The sequence below is a fragment of the Nocardia sp. CA-129566 genome, from assembly GCF_050956075.1.
GTDB lineage: Bacteria > Actinomycetota > Actinomycetes > Mycobacteriales > Mycobacteriaceae > Nocardia.
Map to the genome: position 1 here is coordinate 2,529,461 of NZ_CP192085.1, position 24,665 is coordinate 2,554,125.

Below are 24,665 nucleotides of genomic sequence, written 5' to 3' on the forward strand. Positions count from 1 at the left end.
TTCCGTCTTCGCCGTGCTCGTGCCGTGTCGGACGTTACAAGGTTGGCGCACCCTAGGCAATAGAGCGCTCTAATCCGACATTTTTCCCATCGCCAACTCGCCGCATTTCCGCTGGAAGACTCAATTTTCGCTGGTAGCAGCGATATCGCAGCAGCCGATGCAGTACTTGACACACTATGACCCACGTTACATAGTTGGAGCGCTCCAATAGTTCGGAGCGCATGTGTCGATCGACGCTGAAGGTCGGAGAGTCCCGATGAGTACTGCATCGCATAGCGATTCGATGACGGGCGGTGGCCGGGCGGCGGTTGCGCCCGAACCGCGCCACCCACTACGCATCGCGGCCGCGCCGATCTCCTGGGGAGTCTGTGAAGTCCCCGGTTGGGGTCACGTGCTCGACGCGCGGACCGTGCTGACCGAGATGGTCGCGCTCGGCATCTCGGCCACCGAACTCGGCCCACCCGGCTATCTGCCGCGCGATCCCCTCGAATTGCGTTCGCTGCTGGACGGATTCGGGATCAGCTCGGTCGGTGGCTTCCTCGCTCTCGCACTGCACCGCGACCCGGAGCAGGCGATCACGGCCGCCCGCGAGAACGCCGCACTGTTCGCCGCGACGGGCGCGGAGGTGATCGTCCTCGCGGCCGCGACCGGCCTCGACGGATACGACACGCGCCCAGCGCTTTCCGACCAACAGTGGCGGACCCTCATCGAAACAGCCGCCACCATAAGGGATGTCGCCGCGGAATATGGACTCCGCACCACTGTGCATCCACACGTCGGCACCTACATCGAGAACGAATCCGAAGTCGAACGCTTCCTTGCCGATTCCGACCTCGACCTGTGCCTGGATACCGGCCATCTGCTCATCGGCGGCACCGATCCGGTTCGCCTCGCGCAGCGCTATCCGGATCGCATCGGACATGTCCACCTCAAGGATGTACGCAGTGCGATCGCCGATCGAGTGCGCAGCGGCGCACTGGAATACAGCGACGCGGTCCGCCAGGGCATCTATGTCCCGCTCGGCGAGGGCGATGTCGATATCAATGCCCTGGTGCGCAGTGTGCACGCCGCCGGATACCGCGGCTGGTATGTCATCGAACAGGACACGGCATTGCGCCCCGAGGATTCGGCGGAGCTGCCGAGCCGAGATGCCGCCCGCAGTCTGATCCACCTTGCGGGCATCGGTTCCGCTCTCGACTCCGCCCGAATCTAGATGGGAAGTGATGACAACGATGTCACTGGAAATACGCACGCCGTGGTGGCGGCGATCGCGCCGCCTGGTGCCGTGGCTGGCCGCGGCCACCATTCTCGCCGCGTGTAGCGGTCCGGGCGCGGATGTTTCCGCGCCGACCCGATCCCCGGTCGCCCAGGGCAAACTGGGCTCGGTCGCGGTGGTGACCCACGGCAGCCCCGGTGACGCCTTCTGGAACGTCGTCAAGAACGGTGCGGAGGCGGCGGGCAAGGATCTCGGCGTCCGTGTCGAGTACAACTCCTCCGGCGATCCCGGACAGCAGGCCAAACTCATCGATAACGCGGTCGCTCAGGGCGTGGACGGTCTGGTCGTATCGATGGCGAATCCGGAGGCGCTGCGGCCTTCGATCGAAAAGGCCGTCGCCGCGGGCATTCCGGTGGTGACCATCAACTCGGGCGAGAGCGAGAGCGCGAAATTCGGCGCCATCGGCCATGTGGGACAAAGTGAGACGCTGGCCGGGCAGTCCGCGGGTAAACGCCTCGCCGACGCGGGCCGCAAGAAGTTGCTGTGCGTCATCCACGAGGCCGGCAATATCGGCGCCAATCAGCGCTGCGACGGCGCGACTAAGGCCTTCGGCAATGGCACCACACTCCAGGTGGATATCAACAACCCCACCGACGCGCAGTCCCGCATCAAAGGTGCGCTGGAGGCGGATAGATCCATCGACGCGGTGCTGACGCTGAATTCACAGGTCGCCGCCCGTGCGGTCGACGGGGTGAAGGAATCGCAGTCGGCTGCCACGGTCGCCACCTTCGATCTGAATACCGATGTGGTCGAGGCGATTCGGGCGGGCAAGCTGCTGTTCGCGGTGGACCAGCAGCAATACGAACAGGGCTATCTGCCGGTGGTGCTGCTGCAGTTGTATCGGACGAACCTGAACTCGGTCGGTGGTGGTGCACCGCTGCAGACGGGGCCCGCCTTCGTCGACAAGAACAATGTCGAAGCCGTGGCCGCCCGCGTGGCACTGGGCATGCGCTGAAGGAGTGGATGAAATGACTGTTGCCACCAAAACTTCCGAGGTCACACCCAGCAGCCCGCCGGAGGGTCCCGCGCTGTTGCAGCGCTTGGTCGTCCGACCGGAGATCGGGGCATTGCTCGGCGCCGCACTGGTTTTCGTATTCTTCTCGGTCATAACCGACCGGTTCCTCAGTCCGCTCGGCGTCGCGACCTGGCTGGACGATTCGTCCACGCTCGGCATCATGGCGGTCGCGGTGGCGCTATTGATGATCGGCGGTGAATTCGATCTGTCCGCTGGTGTCATGACCGCCTCCACCGCGCTGGTCACGGCACTGCTCGCGGTGCACGCGGGCTGGAATGTCTGGCTGGCGCTGCTGGTTTCGCTGCTCTTCGCGCTGACGGTCGGTGCGTTCAACGGGTGGCTGGTGATGCGTACCGGTCTACCGAGCTTCATCGTCACCCTCGGAACTTTCCTCGCGCTACAGGGTCTCAATCTGGGTGTCACCCGGTTGGTCACCGGCACCGTTCAGGTCTCCGGCATTCGCGGCGCCGACGGGTACAACTCGGCCGGATGGGTCTTCGCATCGACACTGGATATCGGCGACACCCATCTGCAGGCATCGGTCATCTGGTGGGTGGTGCTGACCGCGATCGCCGCACTTGTGCTGGTACGCACCAAATTCGGCAACTGGATCTTCGCGGTGGGCGGTGCGCTGCCCAGTGCGCGGGCCGTCGGCGTCCCGGCCGACCGGACGAAGATCCTGCTCTTCATGACCACCGCCTTCGCGGGGTGGGTCGTCGGCTCCTGCAGCATCCTGCGCTTCTCCAGCGTGCAGGCGAACCAGGGGGTCGGACTGGAACTGCACTACATCATCGCGGCCGTGGTCGGCGGATGCCTGCTGACCGGCGGCTTCGGTTCGGCGATCGGCGCCGCGATCGGTGCGCTGATCTTCGGCATGGCGCGTCAGGGCATTGTCTTCGCCGGTTGGGACAGTGACTGGTTCATGCTGTTCCTCGGCGTGCTGCTGCTGGCGGCGGTGCTGGTCAACAACATCTTTAAGAAGCGAGCCGAAAGGGTACGCCGATGAGTACAGCATCGCGGAGCGATTCGACGAGGGGTGGTGGCCGGGAGACGGGTGGGCACGCGGCATCGCAGAGCGATTCGACCAGTGGTGGCGGCGTGGTGACGGCTGGGCCGACACCACTGATCGAAGCGATCGATATCGGCAAGAGCTACGGTGGCGTAGTCGCCTTGCGTGACGTCTCAACGGTCGTGAACGCGGGACAGGTCACCTGCATCCTCGGCGATAACGGTGCGGGCAAGTCGACGCTGATCAAGATCCTCGCCGGTGTGCACCAGCACGATCGCGGTGAGCTGAAGATCAACGGGCAGACGATCCGGTTGTCATCGCCCCGAGAGGCTTTGGATCTCGGCATCGCGACCGTCTACCAGGATCTCGCGGTGGTGCCGCTGATGAGCGTGTGGCGCAACTTCGTGCTCGGCTCCGAGCCGACCCTCGGATACGGTCAGCTGCGATTGCTCGACCGCCGCAGGGGTCGCGACATCGCCCGGCAGGCGCTGGCGGATATGGGGATCGAGATCCGCGATATGGAGCAGCCGGTCGGCACGCTCTCCGGTGGCCAGCGTCAGTGCATCGCGATCGCCAGGGCGGTGCACTACGGGGCCAAGGTGCTGATTCTGGACGAGCCGACCGCCGCCCTCGGCGTGAAGCAGGCCGGTGTCGTGCTGAAATACGTTGTGCAGGCGCGAGACCGAGGGCTCGGGGTCATCCTGATCACCCACAACCCGCATCACGCCTTCCCGGTTGGTGACCGCTTCCTCTTGCTCAAACGCGGCGCGATGCTCGGCTCCTATGAGAAGTCGGAAATCGACTTGCCGGAGCTGACAAGACAAATGGCCGGTGGCGCGGAATTGGACGCACTACAGCACGAATTGCAGCGAGTGGTAACGCCGTGACCGGATTCGAGGTCCGCGCGATCGGCGGACCGGCGTCCGATCGGCCCGGTCATCGATCACGAAGCACGATGCGCACGCACCGAGCCGCATCGTCCAACTCACGACTTCTAGGACGGTTCGGATGAAGGTGACGATGGCGCAGGCGTTGGTCGGGTGGTTGGTCGCCCAGCGCTCGGAGACCCTCGATGGTCGTGAAGTACCCCTGTTCCCAGCGGTTTTCGCGATATTCGGGCACGGCAATGTGCTCGGGCTCGGCACCGCGCTGCAGGAGCGCAGTGCCGAAATACCGGTCTGGCGTGGGCATACCGAGCAGGGGATGGCCTTGGCGGCGGTCGGCCTGGCAAAGGCCACCCACCGTCGTCAGGTCGGGATCGCGACCTCCTCGATCGGGCCCGGCGCGCTGAATATGGTGACGGCGGCCGGTGTCGCCCATGCGAATCGTCTACCGCTGCTGCTGCTTCCCGGCGACACCTTCACCAGTCGAGCGCCGGATCCGGTGCTCCAACAGGTCGAGCACTTCGGCGATCCCACCGTCACCGTCAACGACGCCTTCCGCGCGGTCAGCCGATACTTCGACCGCATCACGCGCCCCGAGCAATTGATCGCCACCCTGCCCCAAGCGGCCCGGGTGCTGACCGATCCGGCCGATGTGGGACCGGTGACGCTGGCACTGCCCCAGGACGTACAAGCCGAGACCTATGACTTCCCCCAGGCACTGTTCGAGCCGGTCGTGCACCGAATCACGCGTGCCCGCCCCGACTCTCGGATAGTGGCCGAAGCCGCCGACGCGCTGCGCTCGGCGCGACGTCCGCTGCTGATCCTCGGCGGCGGCGTCCGCTATTCGGGTGCGGGCCGACTGGTCCTCGAATTCGCCGAGCGGCACGGCATTCCGATAGCTGAGACGACAGCGGGCCGGACCCTCGTCCCACACGACCACCCGCTGTTCACCGGCCCGCTCGGTGTGACCGGCTCGACATCGGCCAATACCGCTGCCGCACAAGCAGATCTGGTGCTGGCCATCGGCACCCGACTACAGGACTTCACCACCGCGTCCTGGACCGTGTTCGCCCCCGACGTCCGGTTGGTCACCATCAATACGGCCCGATTCGACGCGGTGAAGCACGGCGCACTCGCGGTCGTCGGCGACGCCGATGCGACCGTGCGGGAACTGGCTGCGCACTTGGCGAATTGGCGAGTCGACGCCGAATGGTCGGCGCGTGCCGAAGAACTCCGATCCATCTGGGACACCCATATCGATAAGCTGCGCGCCCCCACGCCAGGAACTCCGAGCTATGCCCAAATCGTGGGCGTCGTCAACGAATTGAGCGCACCGGACGACTATGTCATGACCGCATCGGGCGGTATGCCCGGTGAACTGATCGGCGGCTGGCGCGCCACCGGCACTATCCCGACGATGGATGTCGAATACGGATTCTCCTGCATGGGTTACGAACTCGCCGGTGCCTGGGGTGCGGCCATGGCGCACGTGCACGGCCTGGTCACCACCATGCTCGGCGACGGCTCCTATCTGATGCTGAACTCCGAACTGTTCTCTGCCGCCTTCGCCGGCCACCGGTTCGTCGCGGTGGTCTGCGATAACGACGGGTACGCGGTGATCGCCCGCCTGCAGGAGGGGCAGGGCGGCGAGCCGTTCAACAACTTCTATGCCGACTGTCGGACCAACCATCCCAGGCCGCCCCGGGTGGATTTCGTCGGCCACGCTCGATCATTGGGCTGTGCCGTCTTCACCGCGGCCGACCTGGTCGAGTTCCGCGGCGCGTACGCACGGGCCCGCGCAGCCGCCCTCGGCGAGTCCCGTCCTGCCGTCGTTGTCGTGCGCACCCAGCCGTCGGCCTGGACCGAGGCGGGCGCCTGGTGGGAGGTCGGCGTGCCGGAACACCTGTCCGGTCGCGCGGCATACGACGAGTCGAAGTCGAGGCAGGTGCGCCATCTGAACGGCTGAGCGGGAATGGGCCACACCAGGCGGCGACAAGTGCGATCGCCGACCACAACAGCCCGGCGGCGGCCACCGTGCCCGCCCGGTCATACGCGGTCTGGTTCAACAGATGGCCGAGCCCGGAGATGAATACGACGAGCAGGGGCAGTCCGGCGAGCCCGAACGGGCTGCGGGTCAACACATTCGAGTCCGTCGGCGCGCCGTCGTAGACGAAGTACAGCGGCAGCTCGACCAGCATCAGCAGCGCGGCGGTGAGATCGGCTCCAAGGACGAGTTGATCGTGCTCATGGCCGACCTCGGCTCAGGTCCGGCAACCGAACCGATGGAGTCGCGCGGGGATTGGCGCACAGATTTGCGCCGCTGGGCGCTGGCGCAGCGAGCGATCCTCCAGCGACGCCCCTGGCTGACCCGGCTGCCGGTCGCCGGTCCGCCGCGCGGCCCGAACGTCATCGGATGGATGGACGCGGGGCTGCGCTATCTGCGCGATACGGATCTGGACCGGGCGGCCAAGGTAGGCGTCATCACGGTGGTCAGCGGCTACGTCCGGAAGGCGTTCGTATTTGCCGGTGAACTCGAAGCGGGCAGCCACGCGGCCGGTCTCGAACGAACGCAGGTCGAACAGAACTATGGCCGCGATCTCGCCGAGCTGGTCGATCCGGCGCGATTTCCGATGCCGCAAGGCTATTCGCCGCCGATATCTGGGAGACACCGCCCGAGGATCCCGACGCGGATTTCACCTTCGGTCTCGAACTCGTTCTCGATGGCGTCGCCGCCGCGGTCGATCGGGCGCGTCCGCAAAACTGAAAACCGACCAGTTAGTGCACGCGAAAGCGCCCCGTCGCGTATTTTCTTTACAACTTCTTAGGATCGGTCCGAAGTGTGCGCCGAGAGTGGTTGCTGCGAGCGTCTACGCGGCCGTTTCGGTAGCTAAAAGTGTGCGCTGACCGGCTGATCTATGCCCTGACGTGGTAGCGTGGGCGGGGTAGCCAGCATCGTGGATCCGGCATTGCGGCCGCGACCACAGCCCATCGCCAACGTCGGCTTGCTCACAGTCACCACCGCTGGATGTGGCTGAATTCGTCGGATGATGGCATTGTTGATCTCGAGACCGGGCTCATCGAAGTGATCTGCTCGGCTCACCAACAGGAAGTAAGAAGTAAAGAACATGGCTCAAGGCAGTGTGAAGTGGTTCAACAGCGAGAAGGGCTTCGGCTTTATCGCTCAAGACGGAGGCGGCCCTGACGTCTTCGTGCATTACTCGGCCGTTTCCGGCTCGGGTTTCCGGTCCCTCGAAGAGGGCCAGCGCGTGGAGTTCGAGATCGGCCAGGGCCAGAAGGGTCCGCAGGCCCAGGACGTCCGCGCTATCTGATCAAGCGTGACTTAGGAGGCTCGCACCCGGCAGGGGGTGCGGGCCTCTCGTCGTTTCGGGGTCTGATTCGGTCCCGCGATGTAGCCGTCGAGGGAAATCGCACTTGTCGGCAGCGCAGGTGCAACTGGTTGTAGACTGCAAGCAGTAGTTTCGACCGAGGAGCATCAGATGCGCGACGAGGGACGTTCGGGCTGCCCGATCAATGCCACCATCGAGGTGATCGGCGACCGGTGGACGCTGCTGGTACTGCGCGATGTGATGTTCGGCAACCGCCGCCACTTCCGCGAACTGCTCGCCGGATCGGAGGAGGGCATCGCGTCCAATATCCTGTCCGACCGGCTCAAGCGCCTGGTCGCGGCCGGACTGCTCAGCCGCGAGGACACCCGTCCCGGGCAGAAGGCCGAGTATCGGCTGACCGAGCCCGCGATTGAGCTGGTGCCGATCATGGCGCAGCTGGGCGCCTGGGGGTTGCGGCATCGGCCGACAACCAAGCGTCTGCGCGTCCGCGCGGAACTGCTGGAGGAGGGCGGGCCGCGGCTGTGGGCCGAGTTCATGGACGAGCTGCGCGAATCGCACCTCGGGATTGCCCGCCCCGATCCGGATGCCCCGACCGCGACCGAGCGGTTGGCGCGCGCCTACGCCGACGCGGTCGCCGAGGGGTGATGCGGGCCTGAGGCTCGTGCGTCGGATCCAGCCGCGCCGCCTGTCGACGGCGCGGCCGAGTCCTGATGCGCTACAGCCCATCTCCTGTTGCGAGGACTTCCTTGCGGAAGAAGTCGGCGGTGATCTCGTGGGCACGCTCCAGATCCCGATCCGCTGTCTTCGGGAAAGCAGCTGTCGCGCGGTCGAATTCGTCGGCGATGAACTTCGCGATCGGTACAGCGACTGTGCCGCTGCCCATTTCGCGGGTATGCGACTCGAGCTCGGTCAGCTCGGTGATGGCCGTCACCAGACCAGCAGCCGCAGCGCCTTGGCCAGATCCCAGCCGTTCACATCGAGCAGGCCGATCAGCGGGGTCTCGATGACATCCCTTGTCCGCCAAGGCGACAGGTAGGTATCGATATGCGCGACATAGACGAACCGGCAGTCGTAATCCGAATCGGGTGAAGGGAATCCCCAAGCCCGACTGCCGCTTTCGATCGCAAGCCGCACCGACACCCGATGCGCGTGCTCGACTCGATCGAGCTCGGCATCGATGGACCCGACCACCATCGGGTCCATGGATGCGGGAATCGCGCGCAGGGACATGGTCGGTGATGGTAGTTCGGCCGGGATACGGTGGGCCATCAGTTTTCACAGTGCCGGGATAACTGAGGGCACTTGGTAGGCGCATCGGGTGTGTGACGATGTGTGCTGTGCCGGACTTGACCTATCACCCCCTGCGTCCGATGGCGAATGCCCTGGTAGGAGAGCGTCGCGCGCAGCGAATGGCCTTGCGGTTGCTGGCCGCTCTGGTCGCGCTGCCCCGTGGTGGGCAGGTGATTTCGCGGGTGTTCGACCATCCGGCGCTACCCGCCGAGTGGGCCGAGCGGTTCGGCGCGACGGTTCCGGTCGAGGTCGCGCGAGAGGCCATCCGAGTGCTGCCGGTGCAGGGCGCCGGAGTCGTCGAGGTCGGACCGGTGCGGCGGGCGGATATCGCGACGGTGGCTACGGCGGCCCTCGATCGCCGGTGTCGCGTGGTCGCGCTGGCCGTGGATCCCCAGGTGGGTGCCGAGCTGGAACCCCATGTGGACCAAGTGATCGTCGGTGCGCCCGCCGATCGGCGCTACCTGACCCGATCCGATATCGCCGTCGCGGTGACCGCATTGGCCGATCCCGACCGCACCGTGCTCGCCACACCGGCGGTGCTGATCGACGCGGGGCCGAACTGGTTCAACCGCGTCATCGAGGCCGCGCAACCGACCGCGCCACCGCCACCGACGCTGCGCGACGTTCCGCTCGACCCGCGGCGCTGGCCCGCCTGGCTGTGGGGGCTGCTGGTCGGCATCGGCATGATCGTCGCCGGAATCGGCGCGGCGGTCATCACATTGGGCCCGGTCCTGCTCTGGTACGACCGCGACTACCTCGGCACCGATGTCGAAGGACTGCACCGGATCAACCACCACCTGGTGCATTTTCTGCAGCACGACCGGATCACCATGGCGGGCAATATGATCGCCATCGGCGTGCTCTACACGGGTCTTGCCTGGGGCGGCCTCCGGCTGGGCCGGGTATGGGCGCGCAACGCGTATCTGGTGTCCGGGCTGATCGGATTCCCGACCCTGTTCTACTTCCTGGTCATCGGCTTCGTCGAGCCGCTGCACGTGCTGGCGGCGGCAGTGCTGTTCCCGATGTTCCTGCTCGCGGTGTGGCACAAGCCGACAACGCGGCATTGGACGGTGCCGCCGCAGTGCCCGGAACCGGTCCGTCGACGTGCGCTGGTCGGTCAGCTGGTGATGATCGCCACGGGGGTGGGCGTATTCATCGGCGGTGTCGTCATCTCGACCGTTGGACTCACCTTCGTCTTCGTGCCGACCGATCTGCGGTTCATGCATACCGATGCCGACACGCTGAAGGCCGCCAATGCACACCTGCTGCCGTTCATCGCCCACGACCGCGCCGGATTCGGCGGTGCGCTGATGGCGACGGCGGTGGCGATCGTGCTTCTCGGCCTGTGGGGCTGGCGGCAGGGCGAGGCATGGGTGTGGTGGACGTTGCTCGGTGCGACCGTCGCCGGGTCGGTCAGCGCACTGGTGATCCACTTCTTCATCCACTACACCGCGTTCATCCATCTGCTGCCGGTGTATTTCGGTAGCGCCGCGCTTGCTGTCGCGCTGATCTTGGGGCGGCCGTATCTGATGTATCGCGACGACTAATAGCGCTGCCAGGCAACTCGGCCGCGAAGCCGATGGATATGTCCTGAATTTGCCGGGCTGACGCCGGTTGGTCAGTCCTATCTCGGAACGGTCTCAGCCGGTATGAAACATTCTCTCAGAGAGTTCTTAGAGAACATCTTTTGCGGGGCTAATTATGGCTCGAAAAAGTGTTCCTGACCTGCAATTGGCGGGATTCGGCCAGCTCAAGGCCATGCTGGACAGTTGTCCAAGTCACATTGAAAAGGGATATGTAGTCTGCGTCACTATCCGGCCGAAATCCGTAACCGCATTTGCGCGAGCCCCGATGTGCCATGTGTCAGCCAGTTCGACTGGGTTTGTTTTCGACGAAGAGGAAATTTCATGATCCCCGTTATCATCGACACCGGTTCTGCTGCCCTGAACGGCCTGCTTTCCACCGGTAGCGCTGCTCTGCACGGTATTCTCAACACCCTGTGGACGGGTTCGTTCGGCGGCTGATAGCGCTGTTGCGGCCGATTGATTTCGGCCGTATCCGCGCCGTTCGATTCGGCGCGAGATGAGTCGAGGCCCCGCACCCGATGGTGCGGGGCCTTCGCCTTTGCCGGATGCGGCGACGGCACTGACGGCGGCTGCCTACCAGGGGGTAGGGCGCTGCGATTTCGCGCCCACTAAGCTGGTCGGCGGTAAATGCCGACCCTCTTCCTCCCAGGAGTAACCCACAGTGAGCCAAGCAGGCCGTCCTGTTGTTCTGATCGCCGACAAGCTCGCCCAGTCGACCGTCGACGCGCTTGGTGACGGTGTCGAGGTTCGCTGGGTCGATGGCCCCGACCGCCCGGCACTCCTCGCCGCGGTGCCCGAGGCGGACGCGCTACTGGTCCGCTCCGCGACCACCGTCGACGCCGAGGTGCTCGAGGCCGGGAAGAACCTGAAGATCGTCGCCCGCGCCGGTGTCGGCCTCGACAATGTCGACGTGCCCGCGGCCACCGAGCGCGGTGTCATGGTCGTCAACGCGCCCACCTCGAACATCCACACCGCCGCCGAGCACGCCGTCACGCTGCTGCTGGCCGCCGCGCGCCAGATCCCCGCCGCCGACGCCACGCTGCGCGAGCGCACCTGGGCGCGCAGCAAGTTCAACGGTGTCGAGATCTTCGACAAGACCGTCGGTGTGGTCGGCCTCGGCCGCATCGGCCAGTTGTTCGCCGCGCGCCTGGCCGCGTTCGAGACCAAGGTGATCGCCTACGACCCCTACGTCTCCCCGGCCCGCGCCGCCCAGCTCGGCATCGAACTGCTGAGCCTGGACGAACTGCTCGAGCGCGCCGACCTGATCTCGGTGCACCTGCCGAAGACCCCCGAGACCAAGGGCATCATCGGCAAGGAAGCCATCGCAAAGACCAAGCCGGGCGTCATCATCGTCAATGCCGCGCGCGGTGGGCTGGTCGACGAGCAGGCGCTCGCCGACGCCATCAAGTCGGGTCATGTGCGCGCCGCCGGCCTGGATGTGTTCGACACCGAGCCGTGCACCGACAGCCCGCTGTTCGATCTGCCGCAGGTCGTCGTGACCCCGCACCTGGGTGCCTCCACCGCCGAGGCGCAGGACCGCGCGGGCACCGATGTCGCCAAGTCCGTATTGCTGGCCCTGGCCGGTGAATTCGTGCCGGGCGCGGTGAACGTGACCGGTGGCACCGTCAGCGACGACGTCGCGCCGTGGCTGGAGATCGTGCGCAAGCAGGGCCACCTGCTCGGCGCGGTGTCCAACGAACTCCCGGTCAGCGTCGAGGTGCAGGTGCGCGGCGAGCTGGCCGCGCAGGATGTCGCGGTGCTGGAGCTGTCGGCGCTGCGCGGCATCTTCTCCGCGCTGGTCGAGGACCAGGTCACCTTCGTCAACGCCCCGGCGCTGGCCAAGGACCGTGGCATTACCGCCGAGGTCACCAAGATTTCGGAGAGTCCGAGCCACCGCAGCGTCGTCGACCTGCGCGCGGTCTTCGGCGACGGCCACACCCTGAATGTGGCCGGCACGCTGACCGAGCCGCAGCTGGTGCAGAAGATCGTCAACATCAACGGCCGCAACTACGATATGCGCGCCGAGGGCCTGAACCTGGCCGTGCTGAACTACGACGACCGGCCGGGCGCGCTGGGCAAGATCGGCACCAAGCTCGGTGAGGCCGAGATCGACATCCTCGCCGCACAGCTGAGCCAGGATGTCGATAAGGAAGGCGCGACCGTGATTCTGCGGGTGGCCCGCGAAGTCCCCGCCGACGTCCAGGCCGCGATCGCGGAATCCGTCGGCGCCGCGAAGATCGTCCTGGTCGACCTGTTCTGATCACCATCGGCGCCGCGCACATCGACCCGTGCGCGGCGCCGTCACCTGTGCCGGGCACGACATGTCACGCTGCGCACGCGATTGCCGGGCGACGTACATAACGTGCGCTGCGATGCCCGGCAACGGCGGGCGGTGCGCGGCGAAGTACGGTGGCGGTCGGCAATACTGAACGGAGCATTTTGTTATGAAGCTTGCTGTTATCGCCGGAGATGGGATCGGTCCCGAGGTCATCGCGGAGGCACTCAAGGTGCTCGATGTGGTGCAGCCGGGTGTCGAGAAGACCGAATACGACCTGGGTGCCCGTCGCTACCACGCGACCGGAGAGATCCTGCCGGATTCGGTGCTGCCCGAGCTGAAGCAGCATGACGCGATCCTGCTCGGCGCGATCGGCGATCCGTCGGTGCCGAGCGGTGTGCTCGAGCGCGGACTGCTGCTGCGCACCCGCTTCGCGCTGGACCATCACGTGAACCTGCGTCCGTCGAAGCTGTACCCGGGCGTGACCAGCCCGCTGGCCGGCAATCCGGATATCGACTTCGTTGTCGTGCGCGAGGGCACCGAGGGGCCCTACACCGGTACCGGCGGCGCCATCCGGGTGCAGACGCCGCACGAGGTCGCCACCGAGGTCAGCACCAACACCCGGTTCGGCATCGAGCGCGTGGTGCGCTACGCCTTCGCCAAGGCGCAGGCGCGCCGCAAGCACCTGACGCTGGTGCACAAGAACAATGTGCTGACCTTCGCCGGTTCGCTGTGGCAGCGCACGGTGAACGAGGTCGCGGTCGAATTCCCGGAGGTGCAGACCGCCTACCAGCACATCGACGCCGCCACCATCCATATGGTCAACGATCCGGGCCGTTTCGACGTGATCGTCACCGATAACCTCTTCGGCGATATCATCACCGACCTCGCGGCGGCGGTCAGCGGTGGTATCGGCCTGGCGGCCAGCGGCAATATCGACGCGTCCGGCGCCAACCCGAGCATGTTCGAGCCGGTGCACGGCAGTGCTCCCGATATCGCTGGTCAGTCCAAGGCCGATCCGACCGCGGCGATCCTGTCGGTTTCCTTGCTGCTCAACCATCTCGGCAATACGGAGGCGGCGGCTCGGATCGAGGCCGCGGTCGCCAAGGATCTCGCGTCGCGCAGCGGTGCGGCCTCGACCGTCGAGGTCGGGGATCGGATCGCCGCGGCGGTCTGACACTTTCCGAAAGGCCCGCACCCGACTGTTTCGGGCGCGGGCTTTTCGCATCAGTGGACCGCGAGGGGGTTTGGCACACTTGAGTTCGGCTCCGCAAGCGCGAACCATCGATGAATGGTCTGCGTATCGACGTGCCCGACTCCACTCCGGCCACCCGGGCGGTCCGATGAGTGAGCGTCGGGTGCTGCGCGGGTGGGGGTTCGGACCATATACCGAAGTGGATCTGCGCGGCCTACCGGACGGCGGTAAAGGGTTCGAACTCGAGGACGGATGGTTGATCGCGGTCGCGGACGGCGCGCGACACAACTTCGTGGTGCAGCGGCTCGGCCGGCTCATCGATGCCGCGGCGGTCGGAGCGGCTGTACACGTATGTATGGGCGGCGGTTGGGAAGTCGGCACCCCGAGTGGTGTGCGCAAGCCCGATATCGTGGTGATCCCGAGAGATATTGCGCGAGCGGCGATTGTCGCCGAAACACCGAGGCTGATTCTCGGTAGGGAAGTGCTGCTCGCCGTGGAGGTTGTCGCACCCGGCAACGGCAGCGAGCGCACCGACCGGGTCAAGAAGGTCCGCGAATACGCGGCCATCGATATCCCGCAATACTGGATCGTCGAGCATCATCCGGAGGTCCGGATCCACCGAATGCTGCTCGCGGACGGCGCCTTTCGCGCGAGCCCGGTTGTGGCGGCGGGAACGGTGTGCACCGCGCAGATCCAGGCGGATCCACCGTTCCGCGTGAGTTTCGACCCGGCTGCCCTGATCGAGATCTGAACTGATCGCGCCCGGCCAGCGCGCCGCCGACCGCGGATCGACTCGTACGGCACCGGCGATGGCATCGTGCACCCGCGCCACCGGCTCGGCGATCGGCCCGATGGCATCGAACACCTCACCGGCGACGGCCAGATGCCGCCATTCGACGAGAGTGGCTGCCGTACTGACCGATTCGGCGATGGCCGGTCCGCGCTCGGCCAGTTCGGCCAGTTGTTCGGCGGTGGGTGGGGAATTGCTCGGTCATGACGGCCTCGTGATGGTGTCTTCGGCGCCGCAGATGTCTTGTACGGCTGCGGAACACCAGGAACCTTCGGCGTGGCAACGGGATTCGCTCAGGTCGGAGCATGCAACTGCGACAGAGGCATTGGCCTCGATGGTGGTATCCGCCAACCGGGCGGCGCGGGAGCAATCGGCGATGGCGGTGGCCCGCCCGGAACATGCTGTGCGGCAAAGAACCCCCGTGGGATCAAGGCCCTCGCCGTTGCGACTTCTCGAGAGTGGGCGCAGTGGCCGCGGTCGGCTCTGGCTGGCCGACCCGGCCGTCTCTGCGTCGATGTTTCGACCGGTCGTCTCGATGTTGCAGCCGGTCGTTCCAGTGGTGGAACAGGGTGTTGGTGGTGAATCGTTGCGGTGGTGAGAGATTCGCGGATCGGCGACTCAGCGGATCGGCGACTCAGCGGGTGGGCGACTCAGCGGGTGGGCGGGGCTGGCGGGTTGGGCGGCTGCGGCATATTGGGTGGTATCGGCATGGTGTGTGGTGTGAAGAGCCCCGGTGGGGTTGGGAATTCGGGTGGTGTCGGCGGGATTGGAGGCATGGGAATGGGGGGCGGCGTCGGGAATCCGGGTGGTGTCGGCGGTGGCGGGAACGGGCCCGTCGGGGGCATCGGGCCGCTGAAGCGTTGGAAGGCCGCCTGGCGTGAGGTGCCGAGCAGATCGCCGATTTCGGCCCAGGTGTGCCCTTCATCGCGGGCCTGCCGGGCCAGGGTGTGCAGGATGTCGTCGACGAGGCGGCTGAGGTTTCGGGTCGCGGTGAGCGCGGCCAGCACCGGCACGCTGGGCCGCCCCTGCTCTGGGCGCAGCACACCCACGACCAGTTCCGCATTGGCGGACAACAACTTTCCGAGCATTGCCCGCTCGTCCTGCGGGTCTACACGCTGCTGTTCTTCGGGCATATGTAAAGCCTGACTTGACGTCACTGGCTTGTCAAGGCTGGATTTACATCGACGCGCAATCGTTGGTCGAATCCGATCAACCCGAGGTGGTTCATGCGCTGCGGAACCCGCGGTGGTGCGGGCGCGTGCAAGCGGAGATCGATGTCGACGACCTCTCTCGGGTCACTATCGAGTCGATGCTGCATCATTCGGAATCAGCGAGGCTCTTGTCGCGTCTCGGCGGATCTGGATGGTCGACGGTCGCAAGTGTCGGCACGCATGGATCGCGCCCGCCCCGGCAGGCCGGGACGGGCGCGAATTCGTAAGGGGCCGTTATTCAGATCGTTGATCCGCTGGAACCAGCGGCACGGCTGCCATCGCCAATACGGCAGCCAACAGGTACGCCGCCGGGAAGCCGCTGGCGGTGATCAGTGCACCGAAAGCCGGTGGGATGGTGGCTATTGCAAGGTTCTGGCCGGTGTTCTGAATGCCGAGTCCGCGTCCGCTCCAGTAGGGTCCGGCGATTTCCGCGACCGCAGTGAAGGCCAAGCCGTTGTCGGACACGGTAATGACCGATGCGGCGATCAGTAGCGGGATCGCGGCCCACCAGGCATGTGCCCATGCGGCCAAAGCCAAGGCGGCCATGGCGATTACGGCGGCGATCGCGACGGTCCGCAGCGGCCCCAGGCGGCTGCCGACTCGATCCGACCACGCGCCCGCGCCGATTCGCCCTAGGGCGCCGAGGATTTGGGTGAAGGTAACCAGGGCGCCCGCCACTGGCAGCGACCAGCCGACGTCACGATGCAACCACAACAATGCGAAAGTCCATACGGTGCCTTGTGGAACACACAGCAGCACCGACACCGCATGTATGCGCCACAGCGTGGAATCGCCGCGATATGGGTTGGTCCGGTCCGCGGCCGCGCCCGCGGGGCGAGGCGGATCGACGATCCCGACCAGACAGCCCAACGCGGCCGCGCCGGCCATGATGGCGGGCACGAGAATGGCCGCCGAGACACCGTGTGCGGCCGCGACCGCCGGAATGGTCAATGCGCCGACGCCGACACCCAATGGCTGTGCGGTCTGCCGGATTCCCATGGCCAGCCCGCGTCGATGCGGCGGGAACCAGCCGACGATCACCCGTCCGCTGGCGCCATTGGTGCTCGCCGCGCCGACGCCGCCGAAGAACAGCAGCGCGCCGAGCGCGAGGTGGTTCGACGCCATTGCTGCCGCCGCGCCCGCGACGAACATCAGCAATGGCCCACCGACCAGCACCTTCTGCTCGCCGATCCGGTCGACGACATAGCCCCACGCGATGAGCGTGCACACCAGCCCGACCGTCGGCATGGCCACCAGCAATCCGGCGGTCGCCAGCGGCATGCCGTCCGCGGTCAGCGCTGGCAGCAGGAATGGGACCCCGTGGATGAAAACGGCGCTGGAGGCCTGCGCGAAGACGCCGAGTCCGAGCATGGACCACCGTCGGACCTCGTGCAGCTGCGTCACGGCAGTAGTCATCGACCTCACCTCGAAATCTCATAATATGGGATTCTGTTCTCATTCTGTGAACACTGGGTCTCACCGTACACCCGACGGGCAACCTGATTTCGAGGGTCGGGTTGTCGCCCTCCTCACATTTCGACGCCCGCTGTGCGCCTATGCAGCCCAAGCGAAGCGAGTCTCACGATCGACCCGTTCGCGACCCATCTCACGTTCGCGCGTAGGCGCGGCGATCGACCCAGGTCGAGCCGTCGAAGCACACGCGACGAGGTCTCGAGTCTCAGCAGCCAGGCCGGTGACCGCCGTGTAATGACGATCCGCACATCGGCGACCACCACGGAGCGAGTCTTACGAGCGACCCGTTCGCGGCCCGTCTCGCGTCCGAGCCGTCGAAGCGCATGCGACGAAGTCGCGAGTCTCGACGGCTCGGACGCGAGACACCCGGGGGCCGCGAACACGCAGCGCCGCAGGCGCTGCAATTAGACAGAGCGCCGCAGGCGCGGCAAATCCAATACGGCGTTCGAGCAGGTCGACGGGGGTCGATAGACTGCCGGGCATGCGTCTAGGTCGAATCGCCAGTCCCGATGGAGTCGCTTTCGTCAGTATCGAAGGGGAGGGGAGCGAGAGCGTCGCCAAAGAGATCGCAGAACATCCGTTCGGTACTCCGACATTCACCGGGCGGAGTTGGCCGCTGGCCGACGTGCGCCTGCTCGCGCCGATTCTGGCCAGCAAGGTGGTCTGCATCGGCAAGAACTACGCCGCGCACGCGGCCGAAATGGGTGGTGTCGCGCCCGCCGATCCGGTGATCTTCATGAAGCCGAGCACCTCGATCGTCGGCCCGAACGCGCCGATCATATTGCCGCCCAGCTCTTCCCAGGTCGACTACGAGGGTGAGCTGGCGATCGTCATCGGCCGTCCGTGCAAGGATGTGCCCGCCGCCCGCGCGCTCGATGTGGTGCTCGGCTACACCGTCGCCAACGATGTGACCGCGCGTGACCAGCAGAAGCACGACGGCCAGTGGACCCGGGCCAAGGGCTACGACACCTTCTGCCCGCTCGGCCCGTGGATCGAAACCTCGCTGGACCCTTCGGATCTGGAGATCGTCACCGAAGTCGACGGCGAGGTCCGCCAGCGCAGCCGCACTTCGCTTCTGCTGCACGATATTCCGAAGCTCATCGAGTGGGTGACCACGGTGATGACGCTGCTGCCCGGTGATGTGATCCTTACCGGCACCCCGGAGGGCGTCGGCCCGCTGCAGTCCGGGCAGAACGTGTCCGTGACCGTCGAGGGTATCGGAACCCTCACCAATCCTGTTGCCGCCAAGCGCTAGTCGAAAGAGAGCCATGACTGAAGTACGGGTCCGCTTCTGCCCGTCACCGACCGGGACGCCACACGTCGGCCTGATCCGGACGGCGCTGTTCAACTGGGCGTTCGCCCGCCACACCGGCGGCAAGTTCGTCTTCCGCATCGAAGATACCGATGCCGCACGCGATTCCGAAGACTCCTACCGGGCGATCCTGGACGCGCTGCGCTGGCTCGGCCTCACCTGGGATGAGGGTCCGGAAGTCGGCGGACCCTACGAGCCGTACCGGCAGTCCCTGCGGCGCGAGCTGCACATGGAGGTCGTGCAGAAGTTGCTGGCGGCCGGTGAGGCCTACGAATCCTTCTCCACGCCCGAAGAAGTCGAGGAGCGCCACCGCGCCGCGGGCCGGGATCCGAAGCTCGGTTACGACAACTATGACCGCGATCTCACCCCCGAGGCCATCGAGGCATATCGCGCTGCCGGACGTCCGGCGGTAATCCGATTGCGGATGCCCGATGAGGACATCACGTGGCACGATCTGGTGCGCGGCGAAACCACCTTCAAAGCGGGTACGGTGCCCGACTTCGCACTCACTCGCGGTAATGGCGATCCGCTCTATACGCTGGTAAACCCGGTCGACGATGCATTGATGAAGATCACCCATGTGTTGCGCGGGGAAGACCTTCTTTCCTCAACTCCGCGGCAAATCGCGCTCTATGCGGCGATGCGGCGGATCGGTGTCACGGAGTTCACTCCGGAGTTCGCTCATCTACCGTTCGTGATGGGGCAGGGCAACAAGAAGTTGTCCAAGCGCGATCCGGAGTCGAATCTGTTCGTCCATCGGGATCGGGGATTCATCCCGGAGGGTTTGCTGAATTACCTGGCGTTACTCGGCTGGGGCATCGCGGATGATCGCGATGTTTTCTCGATGGCGGAGATGGTGGCGGCCTTCGATATCTCGAAAGTAAATTCGAATCCGGCCCGTTTCGATCAGAAGAAGGCGGACTCGCTCAACGCCGAACACATCCGATTGCTGGAGCCGGGTGATTTCACGCATCGCTTACGCGAGTTCCTGACCGAACACGGCCACATCGGCGCCGACATCGACGACAAGATGTTCGCCGCGGCCGCCGAACTCGTGCAGACCCGGATCGTGGTGTTGTCCGACGCGTGGGATCTGCTGCGTTTCTTGTTCGCGCCCGCGGCAGAGTTCGCGATTGACCCGACGGCGGGGGCGAAGAACCTCGGACCCGATGCCACGCCGATATTGGACGCCGCCATTGCCGCGCTGGAGCCGTTGACGGCCTGGACCACCTCCGCCATCGAGGATGCGCTCAAAACCGCGCTCATCGATGATCTGGGGCTCAAGCCGCGCAAGGCGTTCGCGCCAGTGCGAGTGGCGGTCACGGGTTCGCACATCAGCCCGCCGCTGTACGAGTCGCTGGAATTGCTCGGCCGCGAAACCATCCTGGCTCGGCTGCGCTCGGCGCTGGCGTGGAGCGCGTCCGCGTAAAAACCCGGACTTGACCGAAAAACAGGGCGTTGACCAGCCGATTTGTAGTTAACCGTATGCGGTTTGGTACTCTTCTTCTCGGCTCGGAACAGGGCCTCGGGTCAGCCGGACACGAGGTCTGACGTCCTGGTCATTGGGGTATGGTGTAATTGGCAACACAGCTGATTCTGGTTCAGCCATTCTAGGTTCGAGTCCTGGTACCCCAGCGGAGAATGTTGTTCGTCTCTCGGTTCGCGACCGAAAGTTGTTCAGCATCCGGCGATTTGGTCGCCGAGCGCCGGTCCGCTAAGCTAACCGAGCTTCCACTGATCGAAAGATCGAACGGAAAGATCGCCCACAGAAATGTGGGAGGTCGAGTCCTGGCCCCGTCGTCTAGCGGCCTAGGACGCCGCCCTCTCAAGGCGGTAGCGCGGGTTCGAATCCCGTCGGGGCTACAACGAGTGCAAGGCCCATGCTCATGGAGAGCATGGGCCTTGCTCGTTTTCGCATTGTTTTGTGGGGGTGGAACCCCCACGCCCCTCCCCGGAGGGCTTCGCCCCCGGACCCCCGAGTAGGGCCGGAGGGCTTCGCCCCCGGACCAGGGGCGCGGGCTCCTGGGGCGGGTACGTAGCTCCCGCAATGGAGCGTCGGGTCGTGTGATGCCGGTCTCGTGGGGTTTCTTCCCAGGGGACCGGACTCGTGGGTTTCGGCTGTGTGGGCGCCGGACTGGTGGTTCTTGGTCGCACGGGTTCCGAGCTGGTGGTTGTTGGCCGCACGGGTTCCGAGCTGGTGGTTGTTGGCCGCACGGGTTCCGAGCTGGTGGTTGTTGGCCGCACGGGTTCCGAACTGGTGATTCTTGGCCGAACTGTGCCCAGACCGTTGGTTCTTGGTCGCATGTGTCCCCGGACCGTTGGTTCTGGGCCGCATCGGTCCCGGACTGGTGGCTCGCGGATACATCATTCCTGGGCGCGAGTTCCCGGCTGTGCGGCCCACGTGTTCGGCACCGCGACCTCTCGCGCGCGGCTCACCGCCGACGACGAGGGGTATGCAACCCCTGGACAAGTGATCACCATGCGCTCATGCAGGTAGACGTCGAGAGCACACCTGCATCAGCGCATTCTCGGCCGATCCATCTAGGGGTGGGGAGGAGGACGGGTGGGGTTCGGTGGCGGAGGGCTTGGAGGTGTGGACTTCAAGCTGGTCGCTCGTGTGACGTGGGGGCGGTCTGTGCTTGGCGTGAGTGTTGCGGGGGCGGGGAGGGAAGTGGGGGAGTGTAAAAGGCCCTCCAGGTGGGGGCTCTGGAGGGCCTTTGGGGGGTTATCCGCTCTTGCGGCGGAACTCGCGTTTGTGGCTGGCGTTGCCGTGGGCGGAGGTTGCCTTGGATCGTCCGTCCATATGATCGGTCGACTTGGCGTGGTGCTGGTTCTTGCGCTCCAGGGCTTCCTTGAACTTGCGCTTGACCTCTTCGGCGCTGGATCCCGCGCTGCCGTTGGAACTATCCGCTTCCGCCATCGTCTGCTCCTCGTCGTCGCGACCGCGCACCGCGCCAAGAGGCGTCGTCACGCTGCCGATTCGGGTCGAACAGGGTTGACGCTACTGTGCGGGGTGCGGTGTGTCAGTCGGATATCGCCCGCGGTGCCGCGATCAGTCCAGCGATTGCGCGGTGGTGCCGCCGAGTGGGAGCTGTGGCAGGCCGAGTTTGCGATGGTCCCAGCTGCGCAGGCGATCGGGGACCACCCGGATGGCGACGCGCTTGTGCAGCATCTGTTCGACCAGCGGGCGGACTTCCTCGCTGTAGGGGCCGGTGTAGCGCTCCCAGACGCTCACGCCGACGGCGTACAGCTTGTCCGGATCGTCGATGATCTCGGCGTGGCCTTCGATGGAGACCCCGCGCAACTGGTCGTAGGTGTGTCCCGCCTCGACCATGCAGGTGATGCGCGGGTCGCGGCGCAGGTTGACGGCCTTCTGCGATTTCGCCTTCGTTTCGAACCACAGCTCGGGCAGCTTGCGGACCGAGCCATCGGGTGCGGCCTCGCCGTCGAGCAGGGCATACCACATCGCAATGAGATGTGGCGCGCCGTTCGGGCCGATGGTTGCCAGCGTCGCGATGCGGTTGCGCTGCAGGAACTCGGTGATCTCGGCGTCGGACATGACGATCTGTGCCCGTTGGTTTACTCCCATGCGCACCAACCTTAGATGCTCGAACTAGAACGTGTTACAGCCTCTTGTGTAATGCGTCCGCGGCGGCGACCAGGTCCGCCGCCCAGCGTGCGCCGGGTCTGCGGCCCATCCGATCGATCGGGCCCGATACCGAGACGGCCGCGATCACATGACCCGCGGCATCGCGCACGGGTGCGGAGACGCTGGCCACACCGCTGGCCCGTTCGGCGGCGCTCTGGGCCCAGCCGCGCTTGCGCACCTCGGCCAGCGCGCGCTCGCCGAATACCGCGTCGGCCAGGATGGTGCGCTGCAATTCCGGATCCGCCCAGGCCAGCAGCACCTTGGCCGCCGATCCGGCGGTGAGTGGCAGTCGCGCGCCGATCGGGACGGTGTCGCGCAGTCCGACCGGGGGTTCCAGGGCGGCGATGCAGACCCGCGCATTGCCGTCGCGGCAGTAGATCTGGACGCTCTCGCCGGTGATCTCGCGCAGGCGCGGGAGAATGGCCGAGGCGGCCTCGTGCAGCGGATCGGTGGCGCCGGCGGCGAGTTCGGCGAGGGCCGGGCCCGGCCGCCACAGGCCATTGTTGTCGCGGGCCAGCAGCCGGTGTACCTCGAGCCCCACGGCCAGGCGATGGGCGGTGGCGCGGGGCAGTCCGGTGCGGGTGCACAGCTCATTGAGACCGCAGGGGTGCTCCGCGACGGCATACAACACTGACACCGCTTTGTCGAGGACGCCGATACCGCTATGCTGTCTCATAGAACGATATTAGCGTCTCGGATGTTGAGAAAGCCACTTAAGTGCTCTACTCGCTCCCGACGCGCCGGATAGCCAAATTGTGCAGCCGGGAGCCGCGCCTCAGTCCAGATCGCGCGAACCGGTTGCTCGTCGGAAAGGTGATCGAGAATGGCCGAGCGCCGCACACTGGCCGAAAAGGTGTGGGAGCAGCACGTCGTCGCCCGCGGTGCGGGCGAAGGCGCCTCCCGGGAGCCGGATTTGATCTACATCGATCTGCACCTCGTGCACGAGGTGACCAGTCCGCAGGCCTTCGACGGGCTCCGCGCCGCCGATCGCCCCGTGCGCCGTCCCGATCTCACCATCGCGACCGAGGACCACAACGTCCCGACCATCGATATCGATAAGCCGATCGCCGACCCGATTTCGCGCACCCAGGTCGAGACCCTGCGCCACAATTGCGCGGAATTCGGTGTGCGGCTGCATCCGATGGGGGATCTGGATCAGGGCATCGTGCACGTCGTCGGGCCGCAGCTCGGTTTGACGCAGCCGGGCATGACGGTGGTGTGCGGCGACAGCCACACCTCGACCCACGGCGCGTTCGGCGCGCTGGCGATGGGTATCGGCACCAGTGAGGTCGAACATGTCCTTGCCACGCAGACGCTCTCACTGCGTCCGTTCAAGACCATGGCGATCACCGTTGACGGCCAATTGCCGCACGGTGTCACGAGTAAGGACCTGATTCTGGCGGTCATCGCCAAGATCGGTACCGGCGGCGGTCAGGGCTATGTGCTCGAGTATCGCGGCGAGGCCATTCGCGCCATGTCCATGGAGGCGCGAATGACCATCTGCAACATGTCGATCGAAGCGGGTGCGCGGGCCGGAATGATCGCCCCTGACGAAACCACCTATGAATTCCTCAAAGGACGCCCGCACGCGCCGCAGGGAGCCGACTGGGATGCCGCAGTGGCCGCCTGGGAGGCGCTGAAGACCGATGATGGCGCGGCTTTCGACGCCGAGGTGCACATCGACGCCAATGCGCTGACCCCATTCGTCACCTGGGGCACGAACCCGGGACAGGGTGCGCCACTGGGTGCGACGGTGCCCGATCCCACGCAGATTGCCGACGAGACGGCGCGCGAGTCCGCGGAGAAAGCGCTGCGATACATGGACTTGGAGCCGGGAACTCCGCTTCGAGATGTGTCGGTCGATACGGTATTCGTCGGTTCGTGCACGAACGGGCGCATCGAGGATTTGCGCGCTGTGGCCGGGATTTTGAAGGGACGCCGCATCGCCGACGGCGTGCGAATGTTGGTTGTACCGGGATCTATGCGGGTGCGCGCACAGGCGGAAAAAGAAGGACTGGGCGAGATTTTCACCGCGGCGGGCGCCGAATGGCGTCAGGCGGGCTGCTCGATGTGCTTGGGAATGAATCCCGATCAGCTCGCGCCCGGTCAGCGTTGCGCTTCGACATCGAACCGCAACTTCGAGGGTCGGCAGGGCAAAGGTGGCCGTACACACCTGGTTTCCCCGCTCGTAGCGGCCGCGACGGCGGTTCGCGGCACCCTGTCCGCACCGGCGGATCTGGACTGATCGGCATGCGGACGCGTTGCGCCCGCATCGATTCGCACTTCCGGCCAAAGCGACCGCCCGCAGGTCACTCGAAACGGTCGGCCAAATCGCCTAACGACCCAGGAGAAT

Annotated in this window: 23 protein-coding genes and 2 tRNA genes; 17 read left to right on the forward strand and 8 right to left on the reverse strand. The window is 65.7% G+C overall.

Annotation, left to right across the window (positions count from 1 at the left end):
- Positions 1–283: 283 nt before the first annotated feature.
- The 6 genes from ACQP0C_RS11290 (at position 284) to ACQP0C_RS11315 (ending at position 7,009) form a co-directional block, all read left to right on the forward strand.
- Positions 284–1,213, forward strand: coding sequence for a TIM barrel protein (locus ACQP0C_RS11290; protein ID WP_433734507.1), 930 nt, complete (start codon positions 284–286; stop codon positions 1,211–1,213).
- A gap of 10 nt (positions 1,214–1,223) precedes the next feature.
- Positions 1,224–2,231, forward strand: coding sequence for a sugar ABC transporter substrate-binding protein (locus ACQP0C_RS11295; protein ID WP_433732887.1), 1,008 nt, complete (start codon positions 1,224–1,226; stop codon positions 2,229–2,231).
- 13 nt (positions 2,232–2,244) lie between these two features.
- Positions 2,245–3,297 carry an ABC transporter permease gene (locus ACQP0C_RS11300; RefSeq protein WP_433732889.1) on the forward strand — a complete coding sequence of 351 codons (1,053 nt, stop codon included), beginning with the start codon at positions 2,245–2,247 and terminating at the stop codon, positions 3,295–3,297.
- On the forward strand, positions 3,294–4,187 hold the full coding sequence (locus tag ACQP0C_RS11305; protein ID WP_433732890.1) for an ATP-binding cassette domain-containing protein: 894 nt from the start codon (positions 3,294–3,296) through the stop codon (positions 4,185–4,187). Before ACQP0C_RS11300 ends, ACQP0C_RS11305 begins: the two co-directional genes overlap by 4 nt.
- A gap of 121 nt (positions 4,188–4,308) precedes the next feature.
- Positions 4,309–6,150, forward strand: coding sequence for a 3D-(3,5/4)-trihydroxycyclohexane-1,2-dione acylhydrolase (decyclizing) (iolD, locus tag ACQP0C_RS11310; RefSeq protein ID WP_433732891.1), 1,842 nt, complete (start codon positions 4,309–4,311; stop codon positions 6,148–6,150).
- A 280-nt stretch (positions 6,151–6,430) separates the two neighbouring features.
- Positions 6,431–7,009, forward strand: a complete 579-nt coding sequence (locus ACQP0C_RS11315; protein ID WP_433734508.1) for a TetR/AcrR family transcriptional regulator C-terminal domain-containing protein — start codon at positions 6,431–6,433, stop codon at positions 7,007–7,009.
- 62 nt (positions 7,010–7,071) lie between these two features.
- Here ACQP0C_RS11315 and ACQP0C_RS11320 read toward each other — a convergent pair whose 3' ends face one another.
- Positions 7,072–7,311 (reverse strand): hypothetical protein, encoded by a 240-nt coding sequence (locus tag ACQP0C_RS11320; protein WP_433732892.1) that lies wholly within the window; start codon positions 7,309–7,311, stop codon positions 7,072–7,074.
- Here ACQP0C_RS11320 and ACQP0C_RS11325 point away from each other — a divergent pair.
- Entirely contained in the window at positions 7,310–7,513 is a 204-nt protein-coding gene (locus ACQP0C_RS11325; protein ID WP_040693519.1) for a cold-shock protein, read from the forward strand. The genes ACQP0C_RS11320 and ACQP0C_RS11325 overlap by 2 nt on opposite strands.
- A gap of 168 nt (positions 7,514–7,681) precedes the next feature.
- Positions 7,682–8,176, forward strand: coding sequence for a winged helix-turn-helix transcriptional regulator (locus tag ACQP0C_RS11330; RefSeq protein ID WP_433732893.1), 495 nt, complete (start codon positions 7,682–7,684; stop codon positions 8,174–8,176).
- A gap of 70 nt (positions 8,177–8,246) precedes the next feature.
- Here the strand turns inward: ACQP0C_RS11330 and ACQP0C_RS11335 are convergent, their stop codons facing one another.
- Together ACQP0C_RS11335 and ACQP0C_RS11340 are read right to left on the reverse strand one after the other, a co-directional pair.
- Positions 8,247–8,462 (reverse strand): hypothetical protein, encoded by a 216-nt coding sequence (locus ACQP0C_RS11335; RefSeq protein WP_433732894.1) that lies wholly within the window; start codon positions 8,460–8,462, stop codon positions 8,247–8,249.
- A complete protein-coding gene (locus ACQP0C_RS11340; RefSeq protein WP_433732895.1) occupies positions 8,459–8,761 on the reverse strand; it encodes a nucleotidyltransferase domain-containing protein in 303 nt (100 codons plus the stop codon). Before ACQP0C_RS11340 ends, ACQP0C_RS11335 begins: the two co-directional genes overlap by 4 nt.
- 107 nt (positions 8,762–8,868) lie before the next feature.
- Between ACQP0C_RS11340 and ACQP0C_RS11345 the strand changes: the two genes are divergently transcribed.
- From ACQP0C_RS11345 to ACQP0C_RS11360, 4 genes are all read left to right on the forward strand, one after another.
- Positions 8,869–10,368, forward strand: coding sequence for a hypothetical protein (locus ACQP0C_RS11345; RefSeq protein ID WP_433732896.1), 1,500 nt, complete (start codon positions 8,869–8,871; stop codon positions 10,366–10,368).
- Positions 10,369–11,068: 700 nt separating this feature from the next.
- The gene (gene serA / locus ACQP0C_RS11350) at positions 11,069–12,667 is read left to right on the forward strand and encodes a phosphoglycerate dehydrogenase (RefSeq protein WP_433732897.1); all 1,599 of its coding nucleotides are present in this window, start codon (positions 11,069–11,071) and stop codon (positions 12,665–12,667) included.
- Between the two features lie 184 nt (positions 12,668–12,851).
- Positions 12,852–13,859 carry a 3-isopropylmalate dehydrogenase gene (locus tag ACQP0C_RS11355; RefSeq protein WP_433732898.1) on the forward strand — a complete coding sequence of 336 codons (1,008 nt, stop codon included), beginning with the start codon at positions 12,852–12,854 and terminating at the stop codon, positions 13,857–13,859.
- Between the two features lie 166 nt (positions 13,860–14,025).
- Entirely contained in the window at positions 14,026–14,628 is a 603-nt protein-coding gene (locus ACQP0C_RS11360) for a Uma2 family endonuclease (RefSeq protein ID WP_433732899.1), read from the forward strand.
- A gap of 689 nt (positions 14,629–15,317) precedes the next feature.
- Here the strand turns inward: ACQP0C_RS11360 and ACQP0C_RS11365 are convergent.
- Both ACQP0C_RS11365 and ACQP0C_RS11370 read right to left on the reverse strand, forming a co-directional pair.
- Positions 15,318–15,800 (reverse strand): hypothetical protein, encoded by a 483-nt coding sequence (locus ACQP0C_RS11365; RefSeq protein WP_433732900.1) that lies wholly within the window; start codon positions 15,798–15,800, stop codon positions 15,318–15,320.
- A 312-nt stretch (positions 15,801–16,112) separates the two neighbouring features.
- Complete coding sequence (locus tag ACQP0C_RS11370; protein WP_433732901.1) at positions 16,113–17,294, reverse strand: MFS transporter; 1,182 nt, start codon at positions 17,292–17,294, stop codon at positions 16,113–16,115.
- A gap of 538 nt (positions 17,295–17,832) precedes the next feature.
- Here ACQP0C_RS11370 and ACQP0C_RS11375 point away from each other — a divergent pair.
- From ACQP0C_RS11375 to ACQP0C_RS11390, 4 genes are all read left to right on the forward strand, one after another.
- On the forward strand, positions 17,833–18,606 hold the full coding sequence (locus ACQP0C_RS11375; protein WP_433732902.1) for a fumarylacetoacetate hydrolase family protein: 774 nt from the start codon (positions 17,833–17,835) through the stop codon (positions 18,604–18,606).
- A gap of 13 nt (positions 18,607–18,619) precedes the next feature.
- Positions 18,620–20,092, forward strand: coding sequence for a glutamate--tRNA ligase (gene gltX / locus ACQP0C_RS11380; protein WP_433732903.1), 1,473 nt, complete (start codon positions 18,620–18,622; stop codon positions 20,090–20,092).
- Between the two features lie 134 nt (positions 20,093–20,226).
- A tRNA-Gln gene (locus ACQP0C_RS11385) sits at positions 20,227–20,298 on the forward strand.
- Positions 20,299–20,453: 155 nt separating this feature from the next.
- Positions 20,454–20,526: transfer RNA gene (locus ACQP0C_RS11390), tRNA-Glu, on the forward strand.
- A gap of 862 nt (positions 20,527–21,388) precedes the next feature.
- Here the strand turns inward: ACQP0C_RS11390 and ACQP0C_RS11395 are convergent.
- The 3 genes from ACQP0C_RS11395 to ACQP0C_RS11405 form a co-directional block, all read right to left on the reverse strand.
- Positions 21,389–21,634 (reverse strand): DUF5302 domain-containing protein, encoded by a 246-nt coding sequence (locus ACQP0C_RS11395; RefSeq protein WP_433732904.1) that lies wholly within the window; start codon positions 21,632–21,634, stop codon positions 21,389–21,391.
- 81 nt (positions 21,635–21,715) lie between these two features.
- Positions 21,716–22,252 carry a pyridoxamine 5'-phosphate oxidase family protein gene (locus tag ACQP0C_RS11400; RefSeq protein ID WP_433732905.1) on the reverse strand — a complete coding sequence of 179 codons (537 nt, stop codon included), beginning with the start codon at positions 22,250–22,252 and terminating at the stop codon, positions 21,716–21,718.
- Positions 22,253–22,286: 34 nt separating this feature from the next.
- Positions 22,287–22,988: an IclR family transcriptional regulator gene (locus ACQP0C_RS11405; RefSeq protein ID WP_354957543.1), complete on the reverse strand. Its 702-nt coding sequence runs from the start codon at positions 22,986–22,988 to the stop codon at positions 22,287–22,289.
- 147 nt (positions 22,989–23,135) lie between these two features.
- Between ACQP0C_RS11405 and leuC the strand changes: the two genes are divergently transcribed.
- Positions 23,136–24,557, forward strand: a complete 1,422-nt coding sequence (gene leuC / locus ACQP0C_RS11410) for a 3-isopropylmalate dehydratase large subunit (protein ID WP_433732906.1) — start codon at positions 23,136–23,138, stop codon at positions 24,555–24,557.
- Positions 24,558–24,665 lie beyond the last annotated feature (108 nt).

Bases quoted from the DNA above. Each gene is read 5' to 3' on its own strand.
- ACQP0C_RS11340 (WP_433732895.1), bottom strand. From the start codon at position 8,761: ATGTCCCTGCGCGCGATTCCCGCATCCATGGACCCGATGGTGGTCGGG.
- ACQP0C_RS11405 (WP_354957543.1), bottom strand. From the start codon at position 22,988: ATGAGACAGCATAGCGGTATCGGCGTCCTCGACAAAGCGGTGTCAGTG.
- ACQP0C_RS11360 (WP_433732899.1), top strand. From the start codon at position 14,026: ATGAGTGAGCGTCGGGTGCTGCGCGGGTGGGGGTTCGGACCATATACC.
- ACQP0C_RS11330 (WP_433732893.1), top strand. From the start codon at position 7,682: ATGCGCGACGAGGGACGTTCGGGCTGCCCGATCAATGCCACCATCGAG.
- ACQP0C_RS11295 (WP_433732887.1), top strand. From the start codon at position 1,224: ATGACAACGATGTCACTGGAAATACGCACGCCGTGGTGGCGGCGATCG.
- ACQP0C_RS11305 (WP_433732890.1), top strand. From the start codon at position 3,294: ATGAGTACAGCATCGCGGAGCGATTCGACGAGGGGTGGTGGCCGGGAG.
- ACQP0C_RS11375 (WP_433732902.1), top strand. From the start codon at position 17,833: ATGCGTCTAGGTCGAATCGCCAGTCCCGATGGAGTCGCTTTCGTCAGT.
- ACQP0C_RS11325 (WP_040693519.1), top strand. From the start codon at position 7,310: ATGGCTCAAGGCAGTGTGAAGTGGTTCAACAGCGAGAAGGGCTTCGGC.
- ACQP0C_RS11320 (WP_433732892.1), bottom strand. From the start codon at position 7,311: ATGTTCTTTACTTCTTACTTCCTGTTGGTGAGCCGAGCAGATCACTTC.
- iolD (WP_433732891.1), top strand. From the start codon at position 4,309: ATGAAGGTGACGATGGCGCAGGCGTTGGTCGGGTGGTTGGTCGCCCAG.
- ACQP0C_RS11300 (WP_433732889.1), top strand. From the start codon at position 2,245: ATGACTGTTGCCACCAAAACTTCCGAGGTCACACCCAGCAGCCCGCCG.
- ACQP0C_RS11290 (WP_433734507.1), top strand. From the start codon at position 284: ATGACGGGCGGTGGCCGGGCGGCGGTTGCGCCCGAACCGCGCCACCCA.
- gltX (WP_433732903.1), top strand. From the start codon at position 18,620: ATGACTGAAGTACGGGTCCGCTTCTGCCCGTCACCGACCGGGACGCCA.
- ACQP0C_RS11315 (WP_433734508.1), top strand. From the start codon at position 6,431: ATGGCCGACCTCGGCTCAGGTCCGGCAACCGAACCGATGGAGTCGCGC.
- leuC (WP_433732906.1), top strand. From the start codon at position 23,136: ATGGCCGAGCGCCGCACACTGGCCGAAAAGGTGTGGGAGCAGCACGTC.
- ACQP0C_RS11370 (WP_433732901.1), bottom strand. From the start codon at position 17,294: ATGACTACTGCCGTGACGCAGCTGCACGAGGTCCGACGGTGGTCCATG.
- ACQP0C_RS11400 (WP_433732905.1), bottom strand. From the start codon at position 22,252: ATGGGAGTAAACCAACGGGCACAGATCGTCATGTCCGACGCCGAGATC.
- ACQP0C_RS11365 (WP_433732900.1), bottom strand. From the start codon at position 15,800: ATGCCCGAAGAACAGCAGCGTGTAGACCCGCAGGACGAGCGGGCAATG.
- ACQP0C_RS11355 (WP_433732898.1), top strand. From the start codon at position 12,852: ATGAAGCTTGCTGTTATCGCCGGAGATGGGATCGGTCCCGAGGTCATC.